The sequence below is a fragment of the Halalkalibacillus halophilus DSM 18494 genome (assembly GCF_000423105.1).
GTDB lineage: Bacteria > Bacillota > Bacilli > Bacillales > Alkalibacillaceae > Halalkalibacillus > Halalkalibacillus halophilus.
Genome location: NZ_AUHI01000014.1, coordinates 19,754 through 38,802 on the forward strand (window position 1 = coordinate 19,754; position 19,049 = coordinate 38,802).

Sequence of the window (19,049 nt, forward strand, 5' to 3'; positions counted from 1 at the left end):
CAGGGAAATAAAGCATATTTTAAAAATGTAATCAACTTGTATCATAAATAGGGATTAACTGGTAAGTTTGTATGTAAAACCGCTATAAAAGTGTAAAATTACACATTATAATGTGGTTTGTTCAGAATAGTTTAAGCAGTTGTTACGCCCTTGTAATAATCCTTCCATGTCTTGGCATGAAAGCGTTTTAAGTATATCAATGTTCGACAATTTTTCCTATAAATCAGGGTGATTCGATTTTATGTTCTACGGATAGTAGAAATAAAGATTTATTCGCTTGCATGAATCATCTGTCTAAAATAGTCGAGTGTTGGCAAAAGTTGATTTTCACTGTGTAATCGCTCGATCTCCTCTGTTGTCATCCACTTCACATCCACCACTTCATCGTGTTGGAGAGTCAGTTCATTTATTTCTGCCTCCGCTTCAAACAACCATACATCATAAAAGCTTTGATGCTGCTTACGAAGAACAGACTGCATTAGCTCCCCGTGAGCCGAATTCAAAGTAAGACCTAGCTCCTCTTTCACTTCTCGAATCGCACCCGTTAAACTATCTTCCCCAATTGTTACAGACCCACCAGTCGCTTCCCATTTAAAAGGCTCTGGTTTATCTGGATGACGCTTGGACATCAGGAATTCACCTTGGGCATTCTTGATCCAAACACGCACCACTAAGTGATAACGGTGTTCCGGAATTGGTTCTCCGCGCTTATGGACTTCCCCTGTATCCTCACGATTTTCATCTAATAGATTCCAATACTCTTCTTCCACAACGATTCACCCTTTTTAAGCAAAATAAAAACACAGCTTTCTCTCTGCTGTGTTGAAAAAATGGTGGCTCGGGACGGAATCGAACCGCCGACACACGGATTTTCAGTCCGTTGCTCTACCGACTGAGCTACCGAGCCATACTATGTAATTATAATAAAAATGGCGGTCCGGACGGGACTCGAACCCGCGACCTCCTGCGTGACAGGCAGGCATTCTAACCAACTGAACTACCGGACCAAATGTATTATCGGACAGCGTTTATATTACCATAGTTTCAAAAGCTTTGACAAGTTAATTTTGAAAAAAGAGTGGGGGATGATGATTCCGGAAAAACATTAGAGGGGAATTATGATTTCCAGTTGTGGTGGTTCTGAATAGTGATTGGAATTTCTGACGGGCGATTGGCGTGTGCTAACGGGCGATTGAACTTCCTGACGAGCGATTGGCGTGCGCTGCTGACGGGCGATTGAGCTTCCTGACGACTGATTGGAACCTCTGAACACTGATTGGAGCCCGCTAACGACTGATTGGAACCTCTGAACACTGATTGGAGCCCGCTAACGACTGATTGGAACCTCTAAACACTGATTGGAACCTCTGAACACTGATTGGAACTCGCTAACGACTGATTGAAACCTCTGAACACTGATTGGAACTCGCTAACGACTGATTGAAACCTCTGAACACTGATTGGAACGCACTAACAACTGATTGAACCCTCCACAAAAGTAAAACCCTCCTTCCACAATGAAAGGAGGGCCACACTACTATTTGTCTAACGGACTGTATCGTACAATTGTTTGATCTCGGTCTGGGCCGACGGAGAAGATTGCTACTGGTACGCCTGTTAGTGCTTCTATTCGTTTGACGTAATTTTGTGTTGTTTCTGGTAGGTCGTCAAACTGTGTGACCTGAGAAAGGTCTTCGTTCCAGCCTGGCATTGTTTCGTAGACTGGTTTGCATTTTGATAATTCTTTTAAACTAGCTGGATAGCCTTTGATGATTTCTCCGTCTAATTCATAGGCGGTACAGATTTTCAATTCTTCAATGCCTGTTAAGACATCGAGGGAGTTTAATGAAATATCGGTCATCCCACTTGTGCGGCTTGCGTGATTCACCACGACTGCATCGAACCAGCCTACTCTGCGTGGGCGTCCTGTTGTTGTGCCGTATTCTTTTCCTACTTTACGGATTTGTTCGCCGATCTCATCGTCTAGTTCTGTCGGGAAAGGTCCGTCCCCAACACGAGTCGTATAGGCTTTAGAAACACCGACGACATAGTCAATTTTATTTGGACCGATTCCACTTCCTGTGGCAACGCCTGCTGCTGAAGTGCTTGAAGAAGTAACATATGGATATGTACCATGATCGACATCAAGCATCACACCTTGTGCCCCTTCAAATAGAATCTTTCGGTTGTTTTGCAGCGCTTCATCAAGAAGCATCGATGTGTCTGTAACGTATGGTGCAATCTTCTCGCCGTATGCTTTATATTGCTCATACACTTCATCGACATTGATTGGTGGCTGATTATATAACTTCTCTAGCCAAATATTTTTCTCTTCCACTTGTTCTTTAATTTTGTCATACAGCAACTCGTCATCTAAAAGGTCGGCAATTCTGATTCCACAGCGGTTAATTTTATCACTATAAGCTGGACCGATTCCTTTTTTCGTTGTGCCGATCTGTTTGTCTACGCCTTTTTGTTCTTCTTGTAGACGGTCTAGCTCAATATGATAAGGCATGATCACATGTGCGCGACTACTTATGCGTAAATGCTCAAATGATACGTCATAGGATTCTAAGTATTTCATTTCCTTTAATAGTGCTTTCGGGTTAATCACCATTCCATTTCCAAGTACACACCATTTATCTTTATTAAAAATTCCGGATGGGATCAAATGTAGGTGATAAGTGACATCGTTGAATTTAATCGTATGCCCCGCATTATCTCCACCTTGGAATCGTGCAATTACATCTGCTTGCTTTGCTAAAAAATCAGTAATCTTACCTTTTCCTTCGTCGCCCCATTGGGTACCAACTACAATCGCTGTTGTCATGGTTGGACCTCCTTAATATTAAGAAAATAATCAATTACGAACTAATATTACCAATATCATCACGAATAATCAATGTTAAATACGAATTTTATTAATGACTTCTAAATTAACGTCCGTGTTTTACCACAATCTCCACCCACAAAAAACCACCCACATCAGATTGATATAGGTGGCTCTCTTAAGCTGGTGGTACATCCGAGTCTTGGTAACGCCGATCGAGGTCAACGAACTTGTTATACTCTTTTACAAAGGCAAGCTCTACTGTACCAATTGGACCGTTACGTTGTTTCGCCAAGATAATCTCAATGATATTTTCTTTTTCTGATTCCTCATCATAATAATCATCACGATATAAGAAACCTACAATATCCGCATCCTGCTCAATACTTCCTGACTCACGTAAATCAGACATCATTGGACGCTTGTCCTGACGTTGCTCTACACCACGTGAAAGCTGAGATAATGCAATCACTGGTACTTCTAATTCACGAGCTAAAGCCTTCAAGGAACGGGAGATTTCAGATACTTCTTGTTGACGATTCTCTCTACTATTCGCGCTACCTTGGATCAACTGTAAGTAATCGATCAAGATCATGCCTAACCCTTGTTCCTGCTTTAAACGACGGCATTTGGAACGAATCTCATTAACCTTCACACCTGGTGTGTCATCAATAAACACTCCCGCATTCGATAGACTACCCATTGCCATCGTCAGCCGGCCCCAGTCTTCCTCTTCCAAATTACCATTACGAAGGCGGTTGGCATCAATATTTCCTTCCGCACACAACATACGACTAACGAGCTGTTCCGCACCCATCTCTAAACTAAAAATCGCAACGTTTTCATCCGAATGGATAGCAACGTTTTGAGCAATGTTTAAAGCAAATGCCGTCTTACCAACAGATGGACGAGCGGCAACGATTATTAGGTCATTTCGTTGAAAACCAGAAGTAAGCTTGTCTAAGTCTCGAAACCCACTCGCAATCCCTGTAATCCCTTCACTTTGGTGGTGCAAGTGCTCAATATTATCATAGACATTAATCAAGACATCTTTAATATTTCGAAATTTACCAGACGTCTTATCTTGAGAAATATCAAGAATGGTTTTCTCCGCATGGTCTAATACATCTGTTACTTCTTCATCTTCTTCATATGTTTTCGAAACAATATTCGTAGCAGCCGATATGATATTTCGAAGTGTCGCTTTTTCTTCAACGATTTTCGCGTAATACTGAATGTTCGCAGCAGTTGGAACAGCATTAGCTATATCGGATAGATAAGATACCCCACCAACATCATCCAGAATCTCCGCATTGGTTAGCGCAGTCGTCACTGTCACTAAATCAATCGGATCTCCTTTATCTGTTAAGCGGATCATTTGTTCAAAGATTCGTTTGTGGCTGATCCGGTAAAAGTCTTCCGCTTCTAATATTTCCGTTGCAGTAATAATCGCTTCAGGCTCTAAAAAGACCGCTCCTAATACAGCTTGTTCCGCTTCTATATTATGCGGTGGGACTCTATCTTGTGTATACTGTTCTGCCACATCGTTTCCCCCTTTTACTTCCGCTCAGCTGCAACGATTACTTTTCTTTGACGTGCACACGTATGGTTGCCGTTACATCTGGGTGAATCTTGATTGGAACATTTGAAAAACCTAAGTTCCTAATTGGATCATCTAACTCTATCTTCCGTTTATCTACTTTAATGTCATGCGTTTTCTTTAGTTCATCAGCAATCTGTTTACTCGTAACAGAACCGAATAATCTTCCTGAGTCCCCAGATTTCGCCGTTAACTCCACCGTTAATTCTTCCATTACAGCTTTTAAGTTTTTCGCTTGCTCTAATTCTTCTTGTTCCGCTTCTTCTTTTTTCTTTTGTTGGCCTTCTAACTGCCTTAAATTACCCTTTGTAGCTTCCTTTGCAAGGTTATGCTTAAATAAGTAATTTCTAGCATAGCCTTCTGGAACATCCTTGACCTCGCCTTTGTTTCCTTTACCTTTTACATCTTTTAGAAAAATTACTTGCATTATGATTCTCCTCCTTGCAAATGATCGTCTAATATTTCTCTTAGTTGCTCTTCCACTTGATCCATCGTGGAATCATCAAGCTGGGTCGCAGCATTCGTTAAATGACCGCCACCATTCATTCTCTCCATTATAACTTGAACATTAATCTCACCTAAAGAGCGAGCACTTACACCGATTCTGCCGTCGTCTCTTTCGGAAATCACAAACGATGCTTTTACCTGGTCCATCGTAAGTAAAGTGTCTGCAGCCTGGGCAATAATAATCGCCCCATAGCTCTCGCCTTCATTTCCTCTCGCAATTGCCACTCCTTCTTTAAAGACCGTAGCATTTTTAATCAATTCGCTTCTTCTCACATATACGTCTAAATCTTCTTTCAGGAGCTTTTGGACGAAAACGGTGTCTGCACCCTTCGAACGTAAATAAGAAGCAGCATCGAACGTACGTGAGCCTGTGCGCAGGGTAAATGATTTAGTATCAACAATAATACCAGCTAATAGTGCAGAGGACTCTAACGTCGATAGTCTCACGCGTCCATCTTGATACTGCAGAAGCTCTGTAACTAACTCTGCTGTTGAGGATGCGTAAGGCTCCATATATACAAGTGTCGGGTCATTGATGAATTCTTCTGCACGTCTATGGTGGTCAATGACAACGACGTGTTCCGTTTTCGATAATAACTTCTCTTCCATGACCATCGACGGTTTATGCGTGTCGACAACCACGACTAAGGAATGCTTAGAAACCATATCAAGAGCCTGTTCTGGTGTGATAAACCAATCCGCCAGTGACTCATCTTCTTCAATTTCATCTATTAACTTCTGAACACCAGTATTCACGCCGTCTGGGTCAAATACAATGTATCCATTCTTCCCATTTTGTTGAGCCATCTTAAGAATTCCGATACACGCGCCAATCGAATCCATATCCGGACTTTGGTGACCCATGATTAACACGTCATTACTTTCTCTCACCAATTCACGTAACGCGTGGGAAATCACTCGAGCACGCACCCGCGTCCGCTTCTCCATTGGGTTTGTTTTACCACCGTAGAATTTCACTTTTCCTTGTTCGTTCTTGATCGCAACCTGATCTCCCCCACGACCTAGAGCTAAATCTAGACTCGATTGAGAGAGTTCACCTAGTTCCGGAAGATCCGAAGTACCCTTACCAATACCAATACTTAACGTAAGAGGCACATTCTGATCAGAAATTAATTCACGAACTTCATCTAAAATTTCAAATTTCGTACTTTCTAATTGCGATAAAATCTCTTTATTCATAACAGCTAGAAAACGTTCTTGAGATGTTCTTTTTAAGTAAAATCCGTAATCATTCGACCACTTATTTAAAATCGAAGTTACTTGTGAGTTCATATGACTCTTCGACGTATCATCCATCGCCTGTGTCAACTCTTCATAGTTATCGAGAAAAATGACCGCTAGAATCGTTTCTTCATTATGATAACGACCCTCTAGTTCTATTTGTTGGGTACGATTAAAGAAGTAGATTAATCGTTCCTGCTTTTTAATAAACGTCTGATACTGCTTATCTTCAAGCTGTAACCAAAACTCTTCTTTTTCATCTTTGATTGCAGTTGTTAACTCTTCAGACAGCTTATTTAAAGGTTCCCCGATCAATGTTTCATCATCACGCATGTATTCGTTCATATAAGGATTGGCCCATTCAATCTGATGGTCTTCATTAAATAGAACAATACCAAAAGGCATCTCTAATAACGCCTCTTCCCCCACCTTTTTGACGCGGTGAGATAAAGTAGAAATATATTGTTCGGTGCGTTTCTTTAATTTTTCTTCCGTTTTAATGGATAAATAAATCAACAAACCAAGAAATGCAGTTAAAATAAGGCCAATAATCCACTGATAATAAATCACAATCGCCGTTAGAACCACAGCTAGTGAATACAGTAACCACATATTCTTGTTTACAATTAACGTTCGTACATCGTTCATGTTTAAGTCATCTCCCAACGGGTCGAGCTTCCACTAGTTATTTTCGATGCGTTCCGTTTAAACGGTCTCTTAGCTGAAATCCAAGGTCTATAATTCCAAGTATTCGTAATGGATACAGCAGTAAAAATGGAAACAAAGCAAAACAAATTACCGTGACGATCGGAAGTGCTTTAGACCATTTCTTATAATGTGTAAAGTAAAAAACAAATGATAAACCTTGAATCACCAACAATAAACCAGGTAAGGTATATAAATTATTAGCAATGAGATACATCGTCTCTCCAGGGTCTGTATAAATCCATGTAAGAATAATCCCCACTAAGAAATACCATATGATACTCGTTGGCAAACGGAACTCTCTGAATGGTGGGAAGAAGTAATTTTCACTCTTCCAACGGTTCAAGATCTTGTAACTTGCCCATTGGGATAAAAATGCGAAAACAAGGCCAATCATCACGACAATCGTAGGTAGTAAATAAATTAACTCCTCTAGCGTCGCTTGAATCCCCTCTAACTCTTCTTCTGAAGTACCCACACCTAACTCTTCAAACATCTGTACAGTAGAAGCAAGTGAATCTTCCATGACAACTCGAAATTCTTCTGTCCAATTTATATCAAATATAAACTGGGTAGTAGCATAAAGGATTGCTAAACCTACCGCAAAACCTAATGTACCTTGAGCCCAAGCTTCATAAGCGTGTCTATTTTTATAAATTGCCATACCAATCGCAATACCACCAATTCCCATCAGCAGTGTTAGCGGAACGGAAAAAATCGATAAAAAGATCAACGAAAGAATCAATGCCGTTCCAAACATCACTAAAGCCGGCTGTAAAGAATGCCTAGACGTATAAATAATGAACGGGACAGGAAGTAAAAAGATGGTGACAATATTGATAACAGGTAGGTAGAAAGTCATTAACATTAAAACGAGGTAAATCGCACTTAACGCAGCACCTTCTGTAATTTTTCTTGATTGATTCATGTATGCATTACCTCTCATTTCAAACACAAACTTTCACTCTTTCACATTCTACCAAGTAGATGGGAAAATTGTAAAAGTATCTAATTTATCTATACTTCATCATACCTTATTGAGAGTGAAAATAACAGTGATCATATGTGGTGAATCGTTCCGGACGGGCAGTAGAATTTCACCTAGATCAAGCTAGTAGTTTTAAGCTGAAGGACTTTCGTCGATAACTTTAAACTCTCGCCGTTAAGCACATACTTTCGAGCATAAAGTTTCTAGTTTTGTACATAACGCTTGAACTTTCGTCGTTATTGAAAATTTTTCGTCGATATGCTCTTACTTTCGAGCATAATCCAATCTGTTTCGCGCATAAATTCTCGCAAAGTCCTCTTCCAACTTACTCCTATTTCATCATTCAGCCTCCCCAAACAAAAAAAGTGCTGCAAGTGACCTCGAAGATCACTTACAGCACTTTTATTTATTATTCACTAGAGTATGGTAATAAAGCCATTTGTCTAGCGCGCTTAATTGCGATAGTTAGCTTACGCTGATATTTAGCAGAAGTTCCTGTTACACGACGAGGTAAAATTTTACCACGCTCGGAAACGAAACGTCTTAATAAATCAACATCTTTATAGTCAATATGCGTAATGTTATTGGCTTTGAAAAAACAAACCTTTTTACGCTTACGTCCACGACGTGCCATTTAAAATCCTCCTTTTTACTTCAGGTGTTTAGAACGGCAGATCATCATCAGATAGATCTACTTGTTCTCCACTATTTTCGAATGGATTATCGCTAGCCTTAGAAGACTGTTGCGATGGTCCTTGGTTTGACTGCCCTTGGTTTGCTCCAGGGTTTTGGTTTGATGTGTAGCCTGCAGAAGAACTTTGGCCCCCTTGATTCGAGCCTTTCGTTTCTAAAAATTGTACATTGTCTGCAACAACTTCCGTCATGAATACACGCTTTCCGTCTTGTCCTTCGAAATTGCGTGTTTGGATACGTCCATCTACACCAATCATACTACCTTTTTTCATATAATTAGCGAGATTTTCAGCAGGGCGGCGCCAGATTACACAGTTAATGAAATCCGCTTCTCTCTCCCCTTGCTGATTAGAGAACGGGCGATTCACTGCAATAGTGAAATTCGCAACCGCGACTCCATTAGGCGTATATCTTAAATCAGGGTCTTTGGTTAATCTGCCTACTAAAACAACTCGGTTTAGCACATCAAACACTCCTTATTGATCGTCTTCGCGAATTACCATGTGACGAAGAAACTCATCAGCAAATTTCGCTTGACGCTTAAATTCTTCAATTGCTTCTACATCACTAGCGAAATTAACAACAACGTAATAACCTTCACGGTAATCGTTGATTTCATACGCTAAACGACGAGAACCTTTTTCGTCTACATTTTCAATCTCCGCTCCGTTATCCGTTAAGATTGTATGGAAACGCTCAATTACACTTTTACGAGCTTCCTCCTCAACGTCTGGGCGGATGATGTACATGATTTCGTAATTATTCATCCGTCTTCACCTCCTCTTGGACTATGCGGCCTTATTCGGCAATAAGGCAAGGAGTAAATTGAAACTTTCAATTACTCACATCATAAGATTATACCAAAGTCTTATGCTTTACACAATAGATTTTTTACTACACATTAAAACGGAAATGGATCACATCGCCGTCTTTCACCAAATATTCTTTTCCTTCTAAACGCACCTTACCTTTTTCCTTTGCGGCAGCTTCGGATCCTGCAGCCATCAAGTCATCGTAAGATACCGTTTCAGCACGGATAAATCCACGCTCGAAGTCAGTATGAATAATCCCTGCAGTTTGTGGGGCAGTCATCCCCTGTTTAAACGTCCAAGCACGTACTTCTTGTTCACCTGCTGTAAAGTAAGTAGCTAATCCTAGCATATCGTAAGACGCTTTTATTAACTGATCTAATCCTGCTTCCTCAATGCCGAGTTCACTTAAAAATTCTGCTTTCTCTTCGCCTTCTAATTCTGCGATTTCAGATTCTACTTTCGCACAAACTACAATGACACCTGCATTTTCGTTCGCTGCAAATTCTTGAACCTTTTTAACGTTTTCATTAGAATCTACATCCAGCAGTTCATCTTCCCCTACGTTTGCTACATAAAGGATTGGTTTACTTGTTAACAAATGAAGTTGCTTCACATGCTTCATTTGTTCCTTAGTAAATTCAATAGCACGCGCTGGCTGTTCATTTTCTAGTGCCTCTTGCAATTTCTTCAATACATCATATTCCTGAAGCGCATCTTTATCTTTTTGCTTCGTTAATTTCTCCACTCTAGGTATACGCTTCGTCACTGTTTCTAAATCAGCTAGGATTAATTCTAAGTTAATCGTCTCGATATCACTGATTGGGTCAACTTTCCCAGAAACATGGGTAACGTTTTCATCGTCAAAACAACGTACCACATGACATATTGCATCTACCTGGCGAATATGAGATAGGAATTGGTTTCCTAACCCCTCTCCTTTACTCGCCCCTTCTACAATCCCTGCAATGTCTGTAAATTCAAATGCAGTTGGAATAGTTTTCTTAGGCTTTACTAATTCAGTTAAATCATTTAGACGCTGATCTGGAACCTCCACGATCCCTACATTTGGGTCAATTGTAGCGAACGGGTAATTCGCAGATAAAGCTCCTGCTTGTGTTATTGCATTAAATAAAGTTGATTTACCAACATTTGGCAAGCCAACGATCCCTGCTGTTAATGACATGTAACTTTCATCTCCTTCACTTCCGGTCCAATCCTATCCAAGATTAGTCATACCAATTATAGTTATATACCAGTTAAAAAACAAGCTTAGACAAAAACGAAAAAACAAAGGGTTATCGCCTTTGTTTTTCAAATTATTATCGATTAATATCATTACTTATAAAACTGTTCCATTTTGTTTCACGTGAAACATGAAAATTAATCCGCTTTTTTTAAAACTTTTTTTACTCGCTTCTCAAATTTCTTTCTAGGAATTAATACACTGTGCTGACACCCTTGACACTTAATGCGAATATCCATGCCCATTCGAATAATTTTCCATTCATTCGCACCACATGGGTGAGGCTTTTTCATTTCTACTACATCATGTAAATCAAAACTCCGATCCATCATGATACCCCTATCTCCTTTTAATATCTTATAGCTTCTTAGTCTATCTTCTATTTTATCAAATTTTAAAGGCTTCTGCGCGGGTAATTATAGGATAAATTAAAATCATTAATAAGACATAAAGATTAATTACCCCAAATAAAGGGTATAAGAAACTAATAAGTTCCGCAAAGCCAAGGAAAGCAAAAGGAACAGCTAGAACAATAATTAAGCCACCTAGCATGCGGTTGTCCCATTTCCACCATTGATCAAGACGAGACATCAAACCAAACAAACAGGTAATAGCTGTCGTATAAATCGCAAACAACAATAAAATCACCATCACAACAAATACAATCATCGGAAAGCCATGCAATATCGCGAACAAGGGAATATCATAAAAGTACAACTGCTCTGCGACATGAACTAAGCTTTCATTATATAAAAACGAGATTCCACCTAAAGTGATTCCACTTGTTATACTAGCAACCCATATCTCTTTGTCACTTTTAATTTGATTTCCAATCGCGCCTAATACTGCGACAAGTGGAAGTACATTTAAGGAAGTAAAAGGGATCGCAGCACTCCAATTTTTCTGCTGCATGACTTGTCCGAACGGCATAATCTGTTGAACATATACAAAATAGCCTAAAACGACGAGTAACATTCCAATTAAAAACGGCAGTGCATACTTATTTACACCTAAAATTCCATTGATCCCATAATTCATCACAAAATATAAGCCAGCAATCATTAAAGCTACTCCTGCAATAAATGGTAAATGAAACATCTTAAAAGTCGCTCCACTACCAGAGATCATTACAAAAAGGGTAGTAAATAGATATAAAAATATAAAATAGTCGTATAGCCTACCAGCACGTTTACCAATTAATTTATATAGTACTGGTATATAGTTATTCGATTGCATTTCATAACTTAATTTTAATATAACAAAACAACTTATCGTAAATAATATAGCAAAAAGCAAAATAGCCAGTTGACTCTCAAAACCAAAGAATTCCCATAACTCTCTTCCTGAAGCATATCCCGCTCCTACCATCGTTGCAATAATGAGACCTGTCCACTTTAATCCATTTGCCATTGCCAACCTCCAACATACATAACGTATAGAATATTTGTTAGTTTCATATACTTATAAATATATGTTAAAGGAGGAATTACTATGTCTATTCTGCCAACAGGTAAACAAGATAACTTTCATATAAAAGAAGATTTTATCCGCTTTAAAATGGCTAATTATGTATTTGACTTACTCCCTAAGGATCGCCCAATTGTCGTTGTATGTATAGGTAGCGATCGTTCCACTGGGGATAGTTTTGGCCCTTTAATTGGGACTAACATCCAAAAACGTAAGCCTGCAAAACTAAAAGTATATGGCACACTTGAACACCCAGTCCATGCGCTTAATTTGCAGGAGACTACTGATCATATTTATGCGTCTTATGACAACCCTTATGTTATTGCTATTGATGCTGCTTTAGGTAGTGTTAGTAAGCTTCAAACGATTGATGTTGGCGAAGGCTCCTTATCCCCTGGTACGGCTTTAAAAAAGGAAATCGACCCAATTGGAGACCTTTATTTGAAAGGTTATGTAAATGCATTAGGTCTCATGCCCTTACAAGTACTTCAGTGTACGCGTCTGTATGAGGTAATGGAAATGTCCGACTGTGTGTCTAGATCGCTCTTATATGTAGACCTTTCTTTAAAAACAAAAGCAGAGGAAAAGCCCCCTGCTCCGATTAGAGATATTAAGTAATTTGATAATGAATCAAAACCAAGATGTAACTTGAATGTATGCATATAGCACCAAGCCAACTACTAATAGACTTGGCAACAAATTAGCGACACGAATGGATGTAATCTTTAATAAGTTCAATCCAATCGCTACAATCAACAATCCACCAGTAGCTGTCATATCCTTAATGAACATTTCTAACAAATATTCCGGTACAAATCGGTCTATTTGGGTTGCGAATAAGGCAATTGCGCCTTCATACAAGACTACTGGTATAGCCGAAAAGATCACTCCAATTCCAAGTGTGGTCGTTAAAACAAGTGCCACAAATCCATCTATTAAAGCTTTCGTAAATAACACTTCATGATCTCCACGCAAACCACTATCTAAAGCACCAACAACAGCTAACGCTCCTATCACAAAAATTAAAGAAGCTGTAACGAAACCTTCTGCAATCGTTGATTCTGTGTCTGCTTTCTTGAATTTTGACTCAATGAAATAGCCGATTCGATTAAGCTTTTCATCTAGATCAATACCTTCCCCTATTAAAGCACCTAAAAGAAGACTCAATAGAATAACAATAATTCGATCGGATGCGAATCCCATGGATAGGCCTATTAAAATAATCGTAAGCCCAATTCCACTCATAATCGTTTCTTTTATTCGCTCTGAAATTCTTGTAAACAACAACCCGATTAACGTCCCTAAAATGATACCAATACCGTTTACAATCGGACCTAATAACTCCATGAACACTCACCTTCAATCTAATGTTTCACGTGAAACATCCTCAATCTATGTATAGAAAAAGTCTATTCTTATACAAGAATAGACGGGTTAAGCTTGATTTGTTTTTGTTAAAATCTCAACGATTCGATCTAGATCATCTTCATTAAAGTAGTCGATTTCGATTTTACCTTTTCGTTTTCCAGGTTGAATCGAGACCCCTGTTCCTAATACCTCTTGAAGCTCCGTCTCCCTGGAAGTGATAAAGACGTCTTTACTAGTAGTTTTCTTTTTCTTCTTTGGTTTTTCATTTAATCTAGTGATTAACTGTTCCACTTGCCTTACATTCAGGTGTTCTTTTCTAATTCGCTCAGCAATTAAAAGCATCTCTTCTTCATCTTTTACTGATAATAATGCTCTAGCATGCCCCATAGATAGTTCTCGGTTATTTACCATTGCACGAACTTTTTCTGGTAACGTAAGTAAACGCACCATATTAGCAATATGTGGTCTACTCTTTCCAAGTCGCTTGGCTAGTTCATCTTGTTTAATCTTTAACTCGTTAATTAAACGTTCATAAGCCTCTGCCTCTTCCATTGGGTTGAGGTCTTCACGTTGTAAGTTCTCTAGAAGTGCAAGCTCCATCATTTGATCATCAGTAAGCTCACGGACGACAGCTGGAATAGTATCTAGTCCCGCTTCTTTGGAAGCACGGTACCTTCTCTCTCCTACTACTATTTCATAACCTTTGATCGATTTACGAACGATGATGGGCTGTAAAATACCGTATTGAAGAATAGAATCTTTTAATTCATCGATTGCATCTGCTTCAAATACCTTTCTCGGTTGGTATGGATTCGCACGACAATCCTTTAAAGGTATATTTTGAACAGACTCATCGTGATAATCAACATCTTGAAAGATCGAATTTAAACCTTTACCCAATCCTCTGGCCATTTGCCATCACTTCCTTCGCTAATTCACTATAAACCTCTGCCCCTCTTGATTTCGGATCATATTGAATAATTGGTTCCCCATGACTTGGGGCTTCCCCTAAGCGTACATTTCGTGGAATAACAGCTTGAAATACTTTATCTTGGAAATATTTTTTCACTTCCTCGATTACTTGCAATCCTAAATTCGTTCTTGCATCAAGCATTGTTAATAAAACGCCTTCAATTTCTAAGTTTTGATTCAACCGTCTTTGTACAAGTCTTACCGTATTTAGAAGTTGGCTTAAACCTTCTAACGCGTAATATTCACATTGCACTGGAATGATAATGCTATCTGCTGCTGTTAAAGCATTAAGCGTCAGTAAGCCCAGTGACGGTGGACAATCAATGATAATATAATCATATTCATCTCTAATAGACTCTAAAGCTTTTCTTAAACGTAGTTCCCTTGAGATGGTTGGTACAAGTTCAATTTCAGACCCTGCTAATTGTATGGTTGCAGGGATCGCATCCAGATTTGGTACTTTGGAAGGTACACAAACACTTTTTGCGTCTTCTTCTTCAATTAAAATATCATAAATACACGTTTCCATATCGCCTTTATTGATCCCTACACCACTTGTTGCATTCCCTTGTGGGTCGATATCAATTAACAATACTTTATTATTCATATCAGCCAAACATGCACTTAAATTTACTGAGGTAGTTGTTTTACCTACGCCACCTTTTTGGTTAGCGATGGCAATGACTTTTCCCATAGTGTCACCTGCCCTAAAATTAATACTCCATTTTCTATTCTATCATTAAAAACAGATTATAAATATAGTGAATATGTCTTTATCCGTTAATAATTCCTACCAAAAATTATCGATTATACGAATATTGAAGTGAAAAAAGCCCCATCTTCTTAAGAAAAGATGGGATCTATTCATCACATGTGATTATTTTTTAGGAATCTTAATTCTTATTTGATAATAGTCTTCTGAGTCTTCTTCTTCTGTCTCTACATCCATACCGGTTTCGGCAACCATGTTTAATGATTGTCTAATGGTGTTAAGTGCAATTCTCACGTCTTTGTTTACACCTTGGACACGTGGTTTGCGTTCTTTTTTCGTTTCTTCTTCCATTTCCGGTTCTGGATTGGCTAATTCCTTAATTCGTTCTTCTGTTTGTTTTACATTTAAATGTTCCTGAATAATCATTTGAAGAACTTCCTCTTGCTGTGTTGGATCTTTAACACTAATTAAAGCTCGTGCATGACGCTCGGTAATTTGCTTATTCAGAAGTGCTTGCTGCACAACACTTGGAAGTTTTAATAATCTTAATTTGTTTGCAATGGTCGACTGGCTCTTCCCTAATCTTTGGGCCAATGCTTCTTGGGTAAGCCCATGTTGATGAAGCAATTGGTCATAGGCAATCGCTTCTTCTATGACAGTCAATTCTTCCCGCTGTAAGTTCTCAATTAAAGCAACAGATGCGGTTTCTGTATCTGTCATATTCTTAATGATTGCAGGAATCGTCTCCCATTCCAGTGTTTGTACTGCTCTCCAACGTCTTTCTCCAGCGATCAATTCATACGATTCTTCTTCATCTAATTTTCTTAAGACAATTGGCTGAATCATGCCATGTGTATGGATTGTTTGTGCTAGTTCCGAGATTTTCTCTGTATCAAAGACTGTTCTAGGCTGGTATTGGTTAGGCTTTATTTGTTCTACTTTCACTTCTACTATTTCATTAGCCTGTACAGTTGATTTCTCTTCGTTTTTCGATTCATTTTTTCCAAACAATCTACTAAGCGAACTCATTCAGTTGCCACCTACCTTCTGTCTTTCTTCATCTAGTTCAACTTTAAATATGGTTCGACCTGGTTATGTATAAAAAATGAAATGTTTCACGTGAAACATTTCATTTTCGTTGACTATGCAACATCCATATTAACAATTGCATCCAGTCTAATCTATTATTATATTACCATAAACTATGCCAACATATAAAGTAAAATTTCGAGCAATCGTTCGACTGTATTCTTGCTAATTCGCAGTTTAGAATGTATAGCAAAGATTACTCAATAGGTTCTTTATTCGGCAAACCTGCTTTTCTAGGATACTTTCCAGAGGTTTTTCTCTTTTTATCTACTAAAACAATTGTGCGTTCACTTTCTTCAATTGGTAGATTAAACTCACTTACACTGTGCCATTCTCCACCCATTGTTTTTAAAGCTAATTCCCCTGCCTGTTGTTCTTCATGATAATTACTTCCTTTCATCATCATAAAATGCCCACCTACTTTTACAAGTGGTAAACACAGTTCACTTAATACAGAAGTTCTAGCTACTGCTCTAGCAATAACCAAATCAAAACTTTCTCTGAATTTACTATCTTTTCCAAAGTTTTCAGCTCGATCATGGTAAAATGCTACTCCAGATAACCCAAGTTGGTCTGCCAAATGATTTAAAAAGGTAATTCGCTTCTTTAATGAATCGACAATGGTTACTTTAATATGTGGGTATACAATCTTTAATGGGAGCGAGGGGAAACCAGCCCCTGCCCCAACATCACAGATTGAAATAGGTGTCGTGAAATCATAGTAGGAAGCTGCAGTGATGGAATCATAAAAATGTTTCAAATATACATCTTCTTTTGCTGTCAGACCTGTTAGATTCATCTTCTCATTCCATTCCACTAATATGTCATAGTAAGATCGGAATTGAGCTAACTGCTGTTCTGTAAGAGTAATTCCCTCATCTTCCAGCATTGTTACAAATTTATTTTCATCCATAGCTAGTTACCTCTATTCATTGGAAACTTTTGAACGCATTCCTTGTTCTAAATAAACGAGTAAAATCGATACGTCTGCTGGATTCACTCCTGCAATTCGTGAAGCTTGCCCAACTGATAATGGACGAACTTCTTTCAGCTTATCTTGAGCTTCTGTTGCAAGTCCATGCACTTCATCATAGTTAATATGATCCGGAATCAATTTGTTTTCCATTTTACGCATTTTCTCGACTTGCTGATTTGATTTCTTAATATAGCCTTCATATTTAATATGAATTTCTACTTGTTCTTCTACATCTTCTGGTAATTGGTCCTCCGTTGGTACGATTCGTTTAATCGTGTCGTACTTCACTTCTGGCCGACGTAGTAAGTCTGCAGCTAATATACCATCTTTCAGCTGTGAACCACCAATTTCTTCTATAATTTCCTGAATTTCCTTGGTTGGTTTAATGCGCGTTTTTTCTAACCGAGCAATTTCATCTTGGATAAGATCTTTTTTACGGTTAAACATCGCGTAACGTTCTTCTGTAATCATTTCCATATCATATCCGATATCTGTTAAGCGTAAATCGGCATTATCATGACGTAATAGTAAGCGGTATTCTGCTCTTGATGTTAATAAACGGTATGGTTCGTCCGTCCCTTTCGTAACAAGGTCATCAATTAATACGCCTATATATGCTTGGGAACGATCAAGAATCAATGGTTCTTTATCAAGCGCTTGGGCTGCAGCATTAATTCCTGCCATAATCCCTTGTGCTGCCGCTTCTTCATAACCAGATGTTCCGTTAATTTGTCCTGCTGTATAAAGCCCTGCAATTTTTTTCGTTTCGAGTGTTGGCCATAGTTGAGTAGGGACAACTGCATCATACTCAATGGCATAGCCCGCACGCATAATTTCCGCATTTTCTAAACCTGGAACTGTTTCTAAAAGCTTCTTCTGCACATATTCTGGTAAGGATGTTGATAGGCCTTGCACATAGACCTCATCCGTTTTTCTACCTTCTGGTTCTAAGAATACTTGGTGACGAGGCTTATCATTGAAACGAACGATTTTATCTTCAATAGACGGGCAATAACGCGGCCCTGCCCCTCGTTCTGCACCTGAGTACATCGCTGACTTCTGTAAATTTTCATCGATAATTTGGTGAGTTACTTCTCCCGTGTACGTTAGCCAACAAGGGATTTGGTCTGTGATAAATTCTGTAGTCTCATAAGAAAAGGCACGTGGCACTTCATCACCTGGTTGGATTTCCGTTTTCGAGTAGTCAATGGTATGCGAATTTACGCGCATTGGTGTACCTGTTTTAAAGCGAACTAGTTCAAATCCTAGCTCCTCTAATTGCTCTGATAATAAAATGGTTGGACGTTGGTTATTTGGCCCACTCTCATATTCAATATCGCCAATTAGGACTTTTCCACGCATAAATGTACCAGTTGTCACAATGACTTGATCCGCATAATAACAAGCCTTTGTTTCTGTCATAACACCCTTGATTTGGTCATCTTCTATTAACAGTTTCTCTACCATTCCTTGACGAAGGGTAAGATTTTCTTGGTTTTCAATGACATATTTCATTTCTTGTTGATATAAAACTTTATCCGCTTGTGCACGTAAAGCACGTACTGCCGGACCTTTACTTGTATTTAATAGCTTCATTTGGATATGGGTTTTGTCGATCGTCTTTCCCATATGTCCGCCTAAAGCATCGATTTCTCTTACAACAACACCTTTAGCTGGCCCACCTACTGATGGATTACAAGGCATAAAGGCAATTAAATCTAAATTCAATGTGAGCATAAGTGTCTTCGCACCACGTTTCGCTGCAGCAAGTCCTGCTTCTACGCCAGCGTGTCCTGCACCTATGACAATTACATCATACCGTCCTGCATCATACATAAGATCATC

Annotated in this window: 19 protein-coding genes and 2 tRNA genes; 1 reads left to right on the plus strand and 20 read right to left on the minus strand. The window is 38.9% G+C overall.

Going from position 1 to position 19,049, the window contains the following annotated elements; genetic code table 11:
- Positions 1-269: 269 nt before the first annotated feature.
- The 14 genes from G532_RS0109235 to G532_RS0109300 all read right to left on the minus strand — a co-directional run bounded on the left by G532_RS0109235 (position 270) and on the right by G532_RS0109300 (position 12,030).
- Positions 270-770: an NUDIX hydrolase gene (locus G532_RS0109235; protein ID WP_027964559.1), complete on the minus strand. Its 501-nt coding sequence runs from the start codon at positions 768-770 to the stop codon at positions 270-272.
- A 61-nt stretch (positions 771-831) separates the two neighbouring features.
- Positions 832-907 (minus strand) — tRNA-Phe (locus G532_RS0109240).
- 23 nt (positions 908-930) lie between these two features.
- Positions 931-1,007, minus strand: a tRNA-Asp gene (locus G532_RS0109245).
- Positions 1,008-1,537: 530 nt separating this feature from the next.
- Positions 1,538-2,830 (minus strand): adenylosuccinate synthase, encoded by a 1,293-nt coding sequence (locus tag G532_RS0109250; protein WP_027964560.1) that lies wholly within the window; start codon positions 2,828-2,830, stop codon positions 1,538-1,540.
- A 178-nt stretch (positions 2,831-3,008) separates the two neighbouring features.
- Positions 3,009-4,373, minus strand: a complete 1,365-nt coding sequence (gene dnaB, locus G532_RS0109255; RefSeq protein WP_027964561.1) for a replicative DNA helicase — start codon at positions 4,371-4,373, stop codon at positions 3,009-3,011.
- Between the two features lie 37 nt (positions 4,374-4,410).
- Positions 4,411-4,857, minus strand: a complete 447-nt coding sequence (rplI, locus tag G532_RS0109260) for a 50S ribosomal protein L9 (RefSeq protein WP_027964562.1) — start codon at positions 4,855-4,857, stop codon at positions 4,411-4,413.
- Positions 4,857-6,827, minus strand: coding sequence for a DHH family phosphoesterase (locus tag G532_RS0109265; RefSeq protein WP_027964563.1), 1,971 nt, complete (start codon positions 6,825-6,827; stop codon positions 4,857-4,859). The genes rplI and G532_RS0109265 overlap by 1 nt, the downstream gene beginning before the upstream one ends.
- 37 nt (positions 6,828-6,864) lie before the next feature.
- Positions 6,865-7,812 (minus strand): YybS family protein, encoded by a 948-nt coding sequence (locus tag G532_RS0109270; RefSeq protein ID WP_027964564.1) that lies wholly within the window; start codon positions 7,810-7,812, stop codon positions 6,865-6,867.
- A gap of 469 nt (positions 7,813-8,281) precedes the next feature.
- Positions 8,282-8,506, minus strand: coding sequence for a 30S ribosomal protein S18 (gene rpsR / locus G532_RS0109275; protein ID WP_027964565.1), 225 nt, complete (start codon positions 8,504-8,506; stop codon positions 8,282-8,284).
- Between the two features lie 28 nt (positions 8,507-8,534).
- Positions 8,535-9,029 (minus strand): single-stranded DNA-binding protein, encoded by a 495-nt coding sequence (ssb, locus tag G532_RS0109280; RefSeq protein WP_027964566.1) that lies wholly within the window; start codon positions 9,027-9,029, stop codon positions 8,535-8,537.
- 12 nt (positions 9,030-9,041) lie between these two features.
- A complete protein-coding gene (rpsF, locus tag G532_RS0109285) occupies positions 9,042-9,332 on the minus strand; it encodes a 30S ribosomal protein S6 (protein WP_027964567.1) in 291 nt (96 codons plus the stop codon).
- Positions 9,333-9,459: 127 nt separating this feature from the next.
- Positions 9,460-10,560 (minus strand): redox-regulated ATPase YchF, encoded by a 1,101-nt coding sequence (gene ychF / locus G532_RS0109290; protein WP_027964568.1) that lies wholly within the window; start codon positions 10,558-10,560, stop codon positions 9,460-9,462.
- A gap of 197 nt (positions 10,561-10,757) precedes the next feature.
- Complete coding sequence (locus tag G532_RS0109295; RefSeq protein WP_027964569.1) at positions 10,758-10,952, minus strand: DUF951 domain-containing protein; 195 nt, start codon at positions 10,950-10,952, stop codon at positions 10,758-10,760.
- A 55-nt stretch (positions 10,953-11,007) separates the two neighbouring features.
- Positions 11,008-12,030, minus strand: a complete 1,023-nt coding sequence (locus G532_RS0109300; RefSeq protein ID WP_027964570.1) for a YkvI family membrane protein — start codon at positions 12,028-12,030, stop codon at positions 11,008-11,010.
- A gap of 81 nt (positions 12,031-12,111) precedes the next feature.
- Here G532_RS0109300 and yyaC point away from each other — a divergent pair, with 81 nt between their 5' ends.
- Positions 12,112-12,705, plus strand: a complete 594-nt coding sequence (yyaC, locus tag G532_RS0109305) for a spore protease YyaC (protein ID WP_027964571.1) — start codon at positions 12,112-12,114, stop codon at positions 12,703-12,705.
- A 12-nt stretch (positions 12,706-12,717) separates the two neighbouring features.
- Here yyaC and G532_RS0109310 read toward each other — a convergent pair whose 3' ends face one another.
- From G532_RS0109310 to mnmG, 6 genes are all read right to left on the minus strand, one after another.
- Positions 12,718-13,434 carry a DUF554 domain-containing protein gene (locus G532_RS0109310; protein ID WP_027964572.1) on the minus strand — a complete coding sequence of 239 codons (717 nt, stop codon included), beginning with the start codon at positions 13,432-13,434 and terminating at the stop codon, positions 12,718-12,720.
- Positions 13,435-13,521: 87 nt separating this feature from the next.
- Positions 13,522-14,367: a ParB/RepB/Spo0J family partition protein gene (locus G532_RS0109315; RefSeq protein ID WP_027964573.1), complete on the minus strand. Its 846-nt coding sequence runs from the start codon at positions 14,365-14,367 to the stop codon at positions 13,522-13,524.
- The gene (locus tag G532_RS0109320) at positions 14,348-15,121 is read right to left on the minus strand and encodes a ParA family protein (RefSeq protein ID WP_027964574.1); all 774 of its coding nucleotides are present in this window, start codon (positions 15,119-15,121) and stop codon (positions 14,348-14,350) included. The genes G532_RS0109315 and G532_RS0109320 overlap by 20 nt, the downstream gene beginning before the upstream one ends.
- Before the next feature lie 183 nt (positions 15,122-15,304).
- Positions 15,305-16,168 (minus strand): nucleoid occlusion protein, encoded by an 864-nt coding sequence (gene noc / locus G532_RS0109325; RefSeq protein WP_027964575.1) that lies wholly within the window; start codon positions 16,166-16,168, stop codon positions 15,305-15,307.
- Between the two features lie 256 nt (positions 16,169-16,424).
- The gene (rsmG, locus tag G532_RS0109330; protein ID WP_027964576.1) at positions 16,425-17,141 is read right to left on the minus strand and encodes a 16S rRNA (guanine(527)-N(7))-methyltransferase RsmG; all 717 of its coding nucleotides are present in this window, start codon (positions 17,139-17,141) and stop codon (positions 16,425-16,427) included.
- Positions 17,142-17,153: 12 nt separating this feature from the next.
- Complete coding sequence (gene mnmG, locus G532_RS0109335; protein WP_027964577.1) at positions 17,154-19,040, minus strand: tRNA uridine-5-carboxymethylaminomethyl(34) synthesis enzyme MnmG; 1,887 nt, start codon at positions 19,038-19,040, stop codon at positions 17,154-17,156.
- Positions 19,041-19,049 lie beyond the last annotated feature (9 nt).